This window comes from Enterobacter cloacae complex sp. ECL72 (genome assembly GCF_019056635.1).
GTDB classification, from domain to species: domain Bacteria; phylum Pseudomonadota; class Gammaproteobacteria; order Enterobacterales; family Enterobacteriaceae; genus Enterobacter; species Enterobacter hormaechei_C.
On the sequence record NZ_CP077659.1, the window covers coordinates 3,612,623 to 3,624,530 of the forward strand.

Below are 11,908 nucleotides of genomic sequence, written 5' to 3' on the forward strand. Positions count from 1 at the left end.
TGCGTTTTGCCCGGTGGCGCTACGCTTACCGGGCCTACAACGTCACCCCGTAGGCCGGGTAAGCGCAGCGCCACCCGGCACTTTCGTTAACCAATAGTTAAAAAACATGACGCAACACGTAAAATCCAGCATTTTACGCTTCCGCCTTTCGCTGCTTTCCCTGATACTCAACCAGGCAAACAAATACTTACATCCGGACACAAATGTGACTTAGAGCACATCCAGGATGGAACGCAATTTCACTCAGGAATAACGTATGAGCACACAATCACGCGGTCTGTTCGCGCGCCTGGCGCAGGGCAGTCTTGTAAAACAAATTCTGGTCGGGTTGGTACTGGGTATTCTGCTGGCGATGGTGTCAAAACCTGCCGCGGAAGCGACGGGGCTGCTCGGCACCCTTTTCGTTGGCGCACTTAAGGCCGTCGCCCCGGTACTGGTGCTGATGCTGGTGATGGCGTCGATTGCCAACCACCAGCACGGACAAAAAACCAACATTCGCCCTATTCTGTTCCTGTATCTGCTGGGAACCTTCTCTGCTGCCTTAACGGCCGTGGTGTTTAGCTTCCTGTTCCCGTCCACGCTGCACCTGACCAGCGCGGCCGGTGATATCACCCCGCCGTCCGGGATTGTGGAAGTGCTTCGCGGTCTGCTGATGAGCATGGTCTCTAACCCCGTCACCGCGCTGATGAACGCGAACTACATCGGCATCCTGGTCTGGGCGATCGGTCTGGGCTTCGCGCTGCGTCATGGTAACGAGACCACGAAAAACCTGGTGAACGATATGTCCAACGCTGTCACCTTTATGGTGAAGCTGGTGATTCGCTTTGCGCCAGTCGGGATCTTTGGTCTGGTCTCCTCCACGCTGGCAACCACCGGTTTCGATGCACTGTGGGGCTACGCGCAGCTGCTGGTCGTCCTGGTCGGCTGTATGCTGCTGGTGGCGCTGGTGATCAACCCGCTGCTGGTGTTCTGGCAGATCCGCCGCAACCCGTATCCGCTGGTGCTGACCTGCCTGCGTGAAAGCGGCGTGTATGCCTTCTTCACCCGCAGCTCGGCGGCAAACATTCCGGTCAACATGGCGCTGGCGGAGAAGCTGAATCTGGATCGCGATACCTATTCGGTGTCGATTCCTCTGGGTGCAACCGTGAACATGGCAGGTGCGGCGATCACCATCACCGTGCTGACGCTGGCGGCGGTGCATACGCTGGGCATTCCGGTGGATCTGCCAACCGCGCTGCTGCTGAGCGTCGTTGCATCACTGTGTGCCTGTGGCGCATCCGGCGTGGCGGGCGGCTCGCTGCTGCTGATCCCGCTGGCCTGTAACATGTTCGGTATTCCGAACGAGATTGCCATGCAGGTTGTCGCGGTCGGCTTCATTATCGGCGTATTGCAGGATTCCTGCGAAACCGCGCTGAACTCCTCTACCGACGTGCTGTTTACCGCAGCGGCCTGTCAGGCGGAAGACGCGCGTTTAGCGAAGAACGCCCTGCGCAGTTAAAAAGGAAAGCCCGGTGGCGGCTACGCCTTACCGGGCCTACAGGGTTTAGTAGGTCGGGTAAGCGCTAGCGCCACCCGACAAAGCACTTATAGCGTCACACCACTCTTAAAGATCGCCAGCTCGCGGAAGTCGTTCTTCTCGTTGCAGGTCTGCCTGCCGCTGGCAAATTCCACAATCGTGTCCACGAATTCGCTCAGCAGCTGCGGCATCGCTTTGCCGTGGATCAGCTGGCCGGCATCAAAGTCGATCCAGTGTTTTTTCTTCGCCGCCAGCTCGCTGTTAGTGGCGATTTTCACCGTTGGCACAAATCCGCCGTACGGCGTGCCGCGTCCGGTACTGAACAGCACCATGTGACAGCCCGCCCCCGCCAGCGCGCTGGTGGCGACCGCATCGTTGCCCGGTGCGCTCAGCAGATTCAGACCGTGCGTTTTCAGACGCTCACCATAGCGCAGCACGTCCACCACCTGGCTGGCGCCCGCTTTCTGGGTGCAGCCCAAGGATTTCTCTTCCAGCGTGGTGATCCCGCCCGCCTTGTTTCCCGGCGACGGGTTCTCATAAATCGGCTGGTTATGGGCGATGAAGTACTGTTTGAAATCGTTGACCATGGTGACGGTCTTCTCAAAGGTCTCTTCGTCGCGGCAGTGGCTCATCAGAATGCGCTCTGCGCCGAACATCTCCGGCACTTCGGTCAGCACCGTGGTGCCACCGTTGGCAATCACGTAATCTGAGAAGCGGCCCAGCATCGGGTTAGCGGTAATGCCGGAAAGCCCGTCAGATCCGCCGCACTCCAGGCCAAACTTCAGTTCGCTCAGCTTGCCCGGCTCGCGCTTGTCGTGACGCATCACCTCATACAGCTGGTGCAGCTGTTCAACGCCCGCTTCCACTTCGTCGTCCTGGTGCTGACACACCATAAAGTGCACGCGCTCAGGATCGAACTCGCCCAGCGTGTCGCGGAAGGCGTCGACCTGATTGTTTTCACAACCGAGGCCAATCACCAGCACCGCCCCCGCGTTCGGGTGACGCACCATATTTTGCAGCATGGTGCGGGTATTGATGTGGTCGTCGCCCAGCTGGGAACAACCGTAGGTATGGCTGAACAGATGCACGCCGTCGGTGCCTTCAGCATTGTTGGTCTCTTTCAGGAAACGCGTCTGAATTTGACGCGCGATCCCGTTCACGCAGCCGACGGTCGGGAGGATCCACAGTTCATTGCGGATCCCCACCTCCCCGCTGGCGCGGCGGTAGATCTGCACCTCACGATCGGCCGCCTGTCCTTCTTCTGCCTGGAAGTCAGGTTGATAGCTGTACTCGTCCAGATCGCTGAGATTGGTGCGGGTATTGTGGGAATGAATGTATTCACCCGGCGCAATATCCGCCAGCGCATGACCGATGGGCAAACCGTACTTCACCACGTTCTCCCCTTTCGCGATGGGGATCAGGGCAAACTTATGTCCACGTCCAATGGCCTGGCGTAACGTCACCGACTGGTTGTCGAAGGTCACTTCCGTCCCTTCGGCTAAATCGGCCAGCGCGACGGCAACGTTATCCAGCGAATGGATTTTGATGTATTGCATATCAACCTCAAACGGCCTTAGTTCAGTTCAATGGCGAAGTAGTCACGCGCATTGTTAAAGCAGATGTTTCTCACCATTTCGCCCAGCAGCTGGATATCCGCTGGCGCTTCGCCCGCGTGCACCCAGCGGCCAATCATCTGGCACAGAATGCGGCGGAAATATTCATGGCGGGTATAGGAGAGGAAACTGCGGCTGTCGGTCAGCATGCCAACGAAGCGGCTCAGCAGGCCGAGCTGCGCCAGCTGCGTCATCTGACGCTCCATGCCGTCTTTCTGATCGTTAAACCACCAGCCGGAACCGAACTGCATCTTGCCCGGCATCCCTTCGCCCTGGAAGTTGCCGATCATAGTGCCCAGCACTTCGTTATCGCGCGGGTTCAGGCAGTACAGAATGGTTTTTGGCAGCAGGTTTTGCTCGTTCTGTTTGCTCAGCAGTTTTGACAGCTCTTCCGCCATCGGACGGTCGTTGATGGAGTCAAAGCCTACGTCCGCGCCCAGCAGTTTGAACTGACGCTGGTTGTTATTACGCAGCGCGCCGATGTGATACTGCTGAACCCAGCCGCGACGGGCATATTCCGCACCGAGGAACACCAGCACCGCGGTTTTAAACTGCGCCACTTCGTGCTCGCTCAGGGCTTCGCCGGAGAGACGACGCGCCAGAATACTGTCCAGCTCAGCTTCACTGGATTCCGCGAACAGCACTACGTCCAGCGCGTGGTCAGACACTTTACAGCCGTGTGCGGCAAAGTGATCCAGACGTTTGGTCAGCGCGGTTTGCAGATCGTCAAAGCGACGAATGTCGGTATCCGAAACTTCCGCCAGCTTCGCCATGTAGTCGTTAAATGTCGGCAGCTCGATGTTGAAGGCTTTATCCGGGCGCCAGCTTGGCAGCACTTTGATGTCAAAGGTGCTGTCCTTCGCGACAACCGCGTGATGCTCCAGAGAGTCGACCGGATCGTCGGTGGTGCCCACCATCTTCACGTTCATCTGCTTCATGATGCCGCGCGCCGAGAAGCTATCCTGCGCCAGCAGTTCGTTGCACTGATCCCAGATTTCATCCGCCGTGGCGGGAGAAAGCAGCTTGCCGGTGATACCAAACGGACGACGCAGTTCGAGGTGCGTCCAGTGGTATAACGGGTTACCGATGGTGTGAGGAACGGTAGCGGCCCAGGCGTCAAACTTCTCGCGATCGGTCGCGTCGCCGGTACACAGGCGCTCGGCCACGCCGTTGGTGCGCATTGCGCGCCACTTATAGTGGTCACCCTTCAGCCAGATATCATACAGGTTTTTGAAACGGTAATTTTCTGCAACCTGCTGCGGCGGTAAATGGCAGTGGTAGTCGAAAATCGGCTGGTCTTTTGCGTAGTCGTGGTACAGGCGGCGAGCAAATTCGGTATCTAGCAGAAAATCGTCGGTCATAAACGGTGTCATTATCGTCTTCCTCATTACGGGAGCGTCAGAAAGCTTATGTTCAGATGCTGCAAAGTTATCACACCAATTTCCAGAGTCCGACGTTTTTTTCGTGAGTTAGATCAATAAACGTCGACAAATAAATTACCCTCAAAGGGGTAAACCCTCTCGCAGACCGCGCCAGTTCTGGCTTTGCGCACGCCGCATAATGTCCCTACAAAGATTCACACTTTTGTGATGTCACTCACCTTTTAAAGTTGTATGACAAGTTATCTTTTCGCCGTCGCAAACTATAAGCCGACGGAATGCATTACCGGTGTTTGATACATCGGATTTAACGGTACGGAAGCCGACTTAGCACGATTACTTATGGCAAGGTTCGGGCCGTTCCGGGACAGGTTCCCGGTTACGCCCCTCCCGTTACAGAACAGCTCCCGGCAACGGTTGAGTTGTTGCCGTGTCCCGACACGGAAATAACATAACGATGAGGTTTTACATGCGTAAAATTAAAGGGTTACGTTGGTACATGATCGCACTGGTGACGCTCGGCACCGTGCTGGGCTACCTGACACGTAACACCGTGGCAGCAGCGGCGCCAACGTTGATGGAAGAGTTACATATCTCCACGCAGCAATACTCTTACATCATTGCGGCTTACTCTGCCGCTTACACCGTAATGCAGCCTGTTGCAGGTTATGTTCTTGATATTCTGGGTACAAAAATTGGTTATGCCTTCTTCGCTGTAGCCTGGGCCGTCTTCTGTGGGGCGACCGCGCTGGCCGGCAGTTGGGGCGGACTGGCGCTGGCGCGTGGTGCGGTAGGTGCTGCCGAAGCAGCGATGATCCCCGCGGGTCTGAAAGCCAGCTCTGAATGGTTCCCGGCAAAAGAGCGTTCAATCGCTGTCGGTTACTTCAACGTGGGCTCCTCCATCGGGGCGATGATTGCTCCGCCACTGGTGGTGTGGGCGATTGTGATGCACAGCTGGCAGATGGCGTTCATCATCTCCGGTGTGCTGAGCTTTGCCTGGGCCATGGCGTGGCTGATCTTCTATAAACACCCACGCGATCAGAAAAAGCTGTCTGACGAAGAACGTGACTACATTATCAATGGTCAGGAATCTCAGCATCAGACCGACAACGGCAAAAAGATGTCCGTCTGGCAGATCCTGGGCACCCGTCAGTTCTGGGGTATCGCCCTGCCACGCTTCCTGGCAGAACCGGCCTGGGGTACGTTTAACGCCTGGATCCCGCTGTTCATGTTTAAAGTTTACGGCTTTAACCTGAAAGAGATCGCGATGTTCGCCTGGATGCCAATGCTGTTTGCAGACCTGGGCTGTATCGTCGGCGGCTACCTGCCACCGCTGTTCCAGCGCTGGTTTGGCGTGAACCTGATTGTGTCCCGTAAGATGGTGGTCACCATGGGCGCCCTGCTGATGATCGGCCCGGGCATGATCGGCCTGTTCACCAGCCCTTACGTGGCTATCGCCCTGCTGTGTATCGGGGGCTTTGCTCACCAGTCTCTGTCCGGTGCGCTGATTACGCTCTCGTCCGACGTGTTTGGTCGTAACGAAGTCGCTACCGCCAACGGCCTGACCGGGATGGCCGCCTGGACCGCAAGTACCCTGTTTGCGCTGGTGGTCGGCGCGCTGGCAGATACGATTGGTTTCAGCCCGCTGTTCGCGGTACTGGCTATCTTCGACCTGATGGGTGCGGTGGTTATCTGGACGGTGCTGAAGAGCAAATCCGCCGATGAACTGGCGAAAGAGTCCCTTGGGGGACCGGCGACGCAGAGTTAGCGTTGTTGTGCCGGGTGGCGGCTACGCCTTACCCGGCCTACAAAACCCATAGGCCCGCGCAAGCGAAGCGCACCCGGCAAAATCTTCTCAAAAGCCGCCTCCGGGCGGCTTTTTTCATGGTGAAATCTGGAGAGTGGCACGCAAAAGTGGTATAACAAATCATTCGCCGTACCCTGCCTGGAGCGCATATGGAAATCACCGAATCACGTCGTTTATATCAACAACTTGCCGCCGAGCTGAAAGATCGCATCGAGCAAGGGGTCTATCTTGTCGGTGATAAACTTCCCGCTGAGCGTTTCATTGCGGATGAAAAAAGCGTCAGCCGCACGGTGGTCCGCGAAGCCATCATCATGCTGGAAGTGGAAGGGTATGTTGAGGTACGCAAAGGTTCCGGCATTCATGTGATTTCCAGCCAGGCGAAACACTCCCCCACCCCGGACGAAAGTCTGGAGTTTGCCAGCTACGGTCCGTTTGAGCTTCTCCAGGCTCGCCAGCTGATTGAAAGCAACATTGCGGAATTTGCTGCGACGCAGGTGACCAAGCAGGACATCATGAAGCTGATGGAAATCCAGGATCATGCGCGTAAAGAAAAATGTTTCCGCGATTCCGAATGGGACCTGCAATTCCACGTCCAGGTCGCCCTTGCGACTCAGAACACGGCGCTGGCGGCAATCGTTGAAAAAATGTGGACTCAGCGCGTTCACAACCCGTACTGGAAGAAATTGCACGATCACATTGATTCCCGTACGGTAGATAACTGGTGTGACGACCACGACCAGATTCTTAAGGCTCTGATTCGTAAAGATCCGCATGCGGCGAAACTGGCAATGTGGCAGCACCTGGAGAACACCAAACAGATGCTGTTTAATGAAACAAGTGATGACTTTGAATTTAACGCTGACCGCTATCTTTTTGCCGATAATCCGGTCGTTCACCTCGATACCGCGACCAATCTCGCAAAATAATCCCCCGAACGGCTGGCAGGCGCACCGCCGCGCCTTCCGGCCAGACAGGGTAAGAAAACCTCTATAGTGTCAGCCTTTGTAAAATATCTCGCTCCCCTCCGTGGCTTACGCCAAAATCGTGTTTCCCCTCAAATTCTGTGACGCAGAACGTCGGGCTTTGTTACAATTGGATTCACTTCGTTATTTTGTAAGTTAGTGCTTGCTAACCAGCCAATTAACAGGGAACAGTGTTGGCCACACATCAATGTGTCCGCGAGCGACCATAATGAAATCATAACAATGTCGCCGTGCTGTTTTCCCGAATGACAGGCGTGACGTTAACCGATTTCCAGGAACACTGAATGGAACTTTTGACCCAACTACTGAACGCCCTCTGGGCTCAGGATTTCGAAACGCTGGCCAACCCGTCCATGATTGGCATGCTCTACTTTGTGTTATTTATGATCCTGTTCCTCGAGAACGGTCTGCTGCCTGCTGCCTTTTTACCCGGCGACAGCCTGCTGGTGCTGGTCGGGGTGCTCTGTGCAAAAGGGGCGATGGCTTTCCCGCAAACGGTCCTGCTTTTGACCATTGCCGCCAGCCTGGGCTGCTGGGTGAGTTACATTCAGGGGCGATGGCTGGGTAACACGCGAATCGTTCAGAACTGGCTTTCGCACCTTCCGGCCCATTACCACCAGCGAGCGCACCACCTTTTCCATAAGCATGGGCTTTCCGCCTTACTAATCGGCCGCTTTATCGCATTCGTACGCACCCTGCTGCCCACCATTGCGGGCTTGTCCGGCCTGAGCAGTACGCGCTTCCAGTTCTTTAACTGGATGAGCGGCTTGCTGTGGGTGCTGATCCTGACCACGCTCGGCTACGCGCTGGGTAAAACGCCGGTCTTTATGAAATATGAAGATCAGCTGATGTCTTGCCTGATGCTGCTGCCCGTCGTTCTGCTGGTGTTTGGCCTGGTCGGGTCCCTGGTCGTACTGTGGAAGAAGAAATACGGAGCCAGGGGTTAACGATGGTTATCTCCCCGCTCGCGCTGCGCCGCTTCTCTTACGCTATCGTCGCGCTGATGATGTTCAGCGCTCTTATCCTGCTGTGGTCTGCGCTACAGCATCAGGAGTCGACGCTGGCTATCCGTCCTGTGAGCCAGGGAACCAGCGTGCCGGATGGTTTTTCCATCTGGCATCATCTGGACGCAAACGGGATCCGCTTTAAGAGCATCACGCCGCAAGACGATGTGCTGCTGATAAAATTTGACTCCAGTGCGCAAAGCGCCGCGGCGAAAGCCGTGCTGGACCGCACGCTGCCGCAGGGTTACATCATTGCGCAACAGGATGATGACAGCCACGTAGCCTCCTGGATGTCACGGTTACGCGACACGTCGCATCGATTTGGTTAACGACTAAGATTCCGAATATTTTCACCTACTTTGGTGAAACTCCCGTTTACTTACTATGCTTAAGTACGCGGAGCACCCCTCAGATGTTCTCCGCATAGTTCTGGAACACGGCTTACGCCGTAACACAATGGAAGGTTTCTATAATGAAATACCGCATCACTCTGGCTCTGGCCCTTTTTTCTTTAAGCACAGCTTCCTTCGCTATGTCTCTTTGTCAGGAGAAAGAACAGGATATCCAACGCGAAATCAGTTATGCCGAAAAGCATAACAATCAGCACCGGATCGACGGGCTGAAAAAAGCGTTGAGCGAAGTGAAAGACAACTGTACGGACAGCAAGCTGCGTGCCGATCATCAGGAAAAAATCGCTGAACAGAAGGACGAGATAGCCGAGCGCCGTCAAGACCTACAGGAAGCGAAAGAGAAAGGTGATGCGGAAAAAATTGCCAAGCGCGAGAGGAAGTTGCAAGAGGCGCAGGACGAACTGAAAGCGCTGGAAGCTCGCGATTATTGAGTTAACGGAAATCTCAACAGGAGAGAATCATGTCAAAAGATACAACTTCAGAAAATCTGCGCGCTGAACTGAAATCCCTGGCGGACACCCTGGAAGAGGTGCTGAACTCTTCTGCGGATAAATCGAAAGAAGAAGTAAGTAAACTGCGCAGCAAAGCGGAGCAGGCACTGAAAGAGAGCCGTTACCGTCTGGGCGAAACCGGTGATGCGCTGGCGAAACAAACCCGCGAAGCGGCAGCGCGCGCAGACGAATATGTACGTGATAATCCATGGACGGGTGTAGGTATTGGCGCCGCAGTGGGTGTGGTGCTGGGTGTCCTGCTGACGCGTCGTTGATTATGGAAGATCCACGTCACGCACAAGGGCCTGCTAAAAACGTCCTCGGCATCGGCCAGCGTATTCTTACGACGCTGGTCGGGATTGCCGAAACGCGCGTCCGGCTTGCGGTAGTGGAGCTGGAAGAGGAGAAAGCCAACCTCTTCCAGATGCTGCTCATGCTTGGGCTTACGATGCTCTTTGCCGCGTTTGGTCTGATGAGCCTGATGGTGTTAATCATCTGGGCTATCGATCCACAGTATCGTCTGAACGCGATGATTGCGACTACCGTGGTTCTGCTGGTGGCGGCGCTGATAGGCGGTATCTGGACCCTGCATAAAGCGCGCACGTCGACCTTCCTGCGCCATACGCGCCAGGAGCTGGCCAACGACCGCGCCCTGCTGGAGGATGATAAGTCGTGAGCGACAAAGCCGAACGTCAAAAGCGGAAAGCGTATCTGTTGAGCCAAATCCAGCAGCAGCGGCTGGATTTGTCTGCCAGCCGTCGAGACTGGGTTGAAGCCACGCATCGGTTTGACCGCGGTTGGAACACGGTCCTGAGCCTGCGCTCATGGGCGCTGGTCGGCAGCAGCGTGATGGCGATCTGGTCGGTTCGGCATCCTAACATGCTGATCCGCTGGGCACGCCGCGGCTTTGGCGCCTGGAGCGCCTGGCGTCTGGTGAAAACCACGCTGCGACAGCAGCAGTTGCGCTAGCCTTCTTGCCGGGTAAGGCGTAGCCGCCACCCGGCAAAACCCCCTCCCTTACTCAATATCTTTGAAGAAGATTAACAGTTTTCCTTGCTAACATTTGCCATCCGCCCCGTTTACACTCCTCTCCATCGACAGCAAAGACGCGGTATCTACCCGAATTTGCAAGCAAATAACGTTTAGCCGCTGATGTGGTTTCCTGGAGAGTAAAATGAAAAAATTAGAAGATGTTGGTGTACTGATAGCGCGTATTCTGATGCCTGTTCTGTTCATCACCGCAGGCTGGGGCAAAATTACCGGCTATGCGGGCACTCAGCAGTATATGGAAGCGATGGGCGTGCCGGGGTTCCTGCTGCCACTGACCATTCTGCTTGAGTTCGGCGGCGGCCTGGCAGTGCTGTTCGGTTTCCTGACCCGCACTACGGCGCTGTTCACCGCAGGCTTTACCCTGCTGACCGCGTTCATCTTCCACAGCAACTTTGCGGAAGGCGTGAACTCCCTGATGTTCATGAAAAACCTGACCATCGCGGGCGGCTTCCTGCTGCTGGCTATCACGGGTCCGGGCGCCTACAGCATCGACCGTCTTCTGAATAAGAAGTGGTAAGCAGGCTATAATGATTACATTCAAAGCGAGGAGACATCTCCTCGCTTTTGCTATCTGACGGAGGAGTAAAAAATGGGACAACTCGTAGACGGCGTCTGGCAGGATGTCTGGTATGACACCAAATCCACCGGTGGACGCTTTAAGCGCTCTGTTTCGGCCTTCCGTAACTGGCTGACCGCCGACGGCGCACCCGGCCCGAGTGGCGAAGGGGGCTTTGCGGCGGAAAAAGATCGTTATCATCTGTATGTTTCTCTCGCCTGTCCGTGGGCGCACCGCACGCTGATTGTGCGCAAACTTAAAGGTCTCGAATCGTTAATTCCGGTTTCGGTGGTCAACCCGCTGATGCTGGAAAACGGCTGGACGTTCGACAGTGGCTTCCCGGCCGCGACGGGTGATGAGCTTTATCATCACGATTTCCTGTATCAGCTCTATCTGCGCGCCGATCCGCACTACACCGGACGCGTAACGGTGCCTGTGCTGTGGGACAAGAAAAACCAGACGATCGTCAGCAATGAATCCGCTGAAATCATTCGCATGTTCAATACCGCGTTTGACGCTCACGGTGCACGCGCCGGGGATTACTACCCGGTTGAGCTGCGCGAGAAAATTGACGAGCTGAACGGCTGGATCTACGACAACGTCAACAACGGCGTCTACAAAGCGGGCTTTGCCACCAGTCAGGAAGCGTACGACGAAGCGGTCGGCAACGTGTTTGGATCCCTGGAGCGCCTGGAGCAGATCCTCGGCCAGCATCGTTATTTAGCGGGCGATCGCCTCACCGAAGCAGACATCCGCCTGTGGACGACGCTGATCCGCTTTGATCCGGTATATGTCACCCACTTCAAGTGCGACAAGCATCGCATCAGTGATTACCTGAACCTGCACGGTTTCCTGCGCGACATCTATCAGATGCCGGGGATTGCGGAGACGGTCAATTTTGACCATATTCGCACCCACTATTTCCGCAGTCATAAGACCATCAACCCAACGGGCATTATCTCCATTGGCCCGTGGCAGGACCTGGATGAACCGCACGGGCGCGACGTGCGTTTCGGATAATTATTTAGGGAATCAATTGATTCCCTTTTTTAATTCACAGCATACATCTATCCTTACCTCGATCGCTTAGAAAACAAGT

The 11,908-nt window shown here is 55.6% G+C and carries 13 protein-coding genes; 11 read left to right on the forward strand and 2 right to left on the reverse strand.

Going from position 1 to position 11,908, the window contains the following annotated elements:
- The first annotated feature begins 256 nt into the window (after positions 1 to 256).
- Complete coding sequence (gene sstT, locus KTH07_RS17440; RefSeq protein ID WP_017382425.1) at positions 257 to 1,498, forward strand: serine/threonine transporter SstT; 1,242 nt, start codon at positions 257 to 259, stop codon at positions 1,496 to 1,498.
- 86 nt (positions 1,499 to 1,584) lie between these two features.
- Here sstT and KTH07_RS17445 read toward each other — a convergent pair whose 3' ends face one another.
- Together KTH07_RS17445 and uxaC are read right to left on the reverse strand one after the other, a co-directional pair.
- On the reverse strand, positions 1,585 to 3,072 hold the full coding sequence (locus KTH07_RS17445) for a UxaA family hydrolase (protein ID WP_015571940.1): 1,488 nt from the start codon (positions 3,070 to 3,072) through the stop codon (positions 1,585 to 1,587).
- Positions 3,073 to 3,089: 17 nt separating this feature from the next.
- Complete coding sequence (uxaC, locus tag KTH07_RS17450) at positions 3,090 to 4,502, reverse strand: glucuronate isomerase (protein WP_023295485.1); 1,413 nt, start codon at positions 4,500 to 4,502, stop codon at positions 3,090 to 3,092.
- 475 nt (positions 4,503 to 4,977) lie between these two features.
- Between uxaC and KTH07_RS17455 the strand changes: the two genes are divergently transcribed.
- From KTH07_RS17455 to KTH07_RS17500, 10 genes are all read left to right on the forward strand, one after another.
- Positions 4,978 to 6,276 (forward strand): MFS transporter, encoded by a 1,299-nt coding sequence (locus KTH07_RS17455; protein ID WP_015571942.1) that lies wholly within the window; start codon positions 4,978 to 4,980, stop codon positions 6,274 to 6,276.
- 188 nt (positions 6,277 to 6,464) lie between these two features.
- Positions 6,465 to 7,241, forward strand: coding sequence for a transcriptional regulator ExuR (exuR, locus tag KTH07_RS17460; protein ID WP_003862635.1), 777 nt, complete (start codon positions 6,465 to 6,467; stop codon positions 7,239 to 7,241).
- A 341-nt stretch (positions 7,242 to 7,582) separates the two neighbouring features.
- Positions 7,583 to 8,245, forward strand: a complete 663-nt coding sequence (gene yqjA, locus KTH07_RS17465) for a DedA family general envelope maintenance protein YqjA (RefSeq protein ID WP_003862638.1) — start codon at positions 7,583 to 7,585, stop codon at positions 8,243 to 8,245.
- 2 nt (positions 8,246 to 8,247) lie between these two features.
- Positions 8,248 to 8,631, forward strand: a complete 384-nt coding sequence (gene mzrA / locus KTH07_RS17470) for an EnvZ/OmpR regulon moderator MzrA (protein WP_003862640.1) — start codon at positions 8,248 to 8,250, stop codon at positions 8,629 to 8,631.
- Between the two features lie 143 nt (positions 8,632 to 8,774).
- The gene (locus KTH07_RS17475; protein WP_017382428.1) at positions 8,775 to 9,143 is read left to right on the forward strand and encodes a DUF1090 domain-containing protein; all 369 of its coding nucleotides are present in this window, start codon (positions 8,775 to 8,777) and stop codon (positions 9,141 to 9,143) included.
- A 29-nt stretch (positions 9,144 to 9,172) separates the two neighbouring features.
- Positions 9,173 to 9,478, forward strand: coding sequence for a YqjD family protein (locus KTH07_RS17480; protein ID WP_003862645.1), 306 nt, complete (start codon positions 9,173 to 9,175; stop codon positions 9,476 to 9,478).
- 2 nt (positions 9,479 to 9,480) lie between these two features.
- On the forward strand, positions 9,481 to 9,879 hold the full coding sequence (locus tag KTH07_RS17485) for a phage holin family protein (RefSeq protein WP_003862647.1): 399 nt from the start codon (positions 9,481 to 9,483) through the stop codon (positions 9,877 to 9,879).
- Positions 9,876 to 10,172, forward strand: a complete 297-nt coding sequence (locus KTH07_RS17490; RefSeq protein WP_003862649.1) for a YqjK-like family protein — start codon at positions 9,876 to 9,878, stop codon at positions 10,170 to 10,172. The genes KTH07_RS17485 and KTH07_RS17490 overlap by 4 nt, the downstream gene beginning before the upstream one ends.
- Positions 10,173 to 10,377: 205 nt before the next feature.
- On the forward strand, positions 10,378 to 10,770 hold the full coding sequence (locus KTH07_RS17495; protein ID WP_023304475.1) for a DoxX family protein: 393 nt from the start codon (positions 10,378 to 10,380) through the stop codon (positions 10,768 to 10,770).
- A gap of 72 nt (positions 10,771 to 10,842) precedes the next feature.
- Positions 10,843 to 11,829 (forward strand): glutathione S-transferase family protein, encoded by a 987-nt coding sequence (locus tag KTH07_RS17500; protein ID WP_017382429.1) that lies wholly within the window; start codon positions 10,843 to 10,845, stop codon positions 11,827 to 11,829.
- Positions 11,830 to 11,908: the final 79 nt, after the last annotated feature.

What these genes read in the sequence shown, in the direction of transcription:
- KTH07_RS17475 (WP_017382428.1), top strand. Translation starts at nt 8,775, where the DNA reads ATGAAATACCGCATCACTCTGGCTCTGGCCCTTTTTTCTTTAAGCACA.
- sstT (WP_017382425.1), top strand. Translation starts at nt 257, where the DNA reads ATGAGCACACAATCACGCGGTCTGTTCGCGCGCCTGGCGCAGGGCAGT.
- KTH07_RS17455 (WP_015571942.1), top strand. Translation starts at nt 4,978, where the DNA reads ATGCGTAAAATTAAAGGGTTACGTTGGTACATGATCGCACTGGTGACG.
- KTH07_RS17480 (WP_003862645.1), top strand. Translation starts at nt 9,173, where the DNA reads ATGTCAAAAGATACAACTTCAGAAAATCTGCGCGCTGAACTGAAATCC.
- KTH07_RS17500 (WP_017382429.1), top strand. Translation starts at nt 10,843, where the DNA reads ATGGGACAACTCGTAGACGGCGTCTGGCAGGATGTCTGGTATGACACC.
- KTH07_RS17495 (WP_023304475.1), top strand. Translation starts at nt 10,378, where the DNA reads ATGAAAAAATTAGAAGATGTTGGTGTACTGATAGCGCGTATTCTGATG.
- yqjA (WP_003862638.1), top strand. Translation starts at nt 7,583, where the DNA reads ATGGAACTTTTGACCCAACTACTGAACGCCCTCTGGGCTCAGGATTTC.
- exuR (WP_003862635.1), top strand. Translation starts at nt 6,465, where the DNA reads ATGGAAATCACCGAATCACGTCGTTTATATCAACAACTTGCCGCCGAG.
- KTH07_RS17485 (WP_003862647.1), top strand. Translation starts at nt 9,481, where the DNA reads ATGGAAGATCCACGTCACGCACAAGGGCCTGCTAAAAACGTCCTCGGC.
- uxaC (WP_023295485.1), bottom strand. Translation starts at nt 4,502, where the DNA reads ATGACACCGTTTATGACCGACGATTTTCTGCTAGATACCGAATTTGCT.
- mzrA (WP_003862640.1), top strand. Translation starts at nt 8,248, where the DNA reads ATGGTTATCTCCCCGCTCGCGCTGCGCCGCTTCTCTTACGCTATCGTC.
- KTH07_RS17445 (WP_015571940.1), bottom strand. Translation starts at nt 3,072, where the DNA reads ATGCAATACATCAAAATCCATTCGCTGGATAACGTTGCCGTCGCGCTG.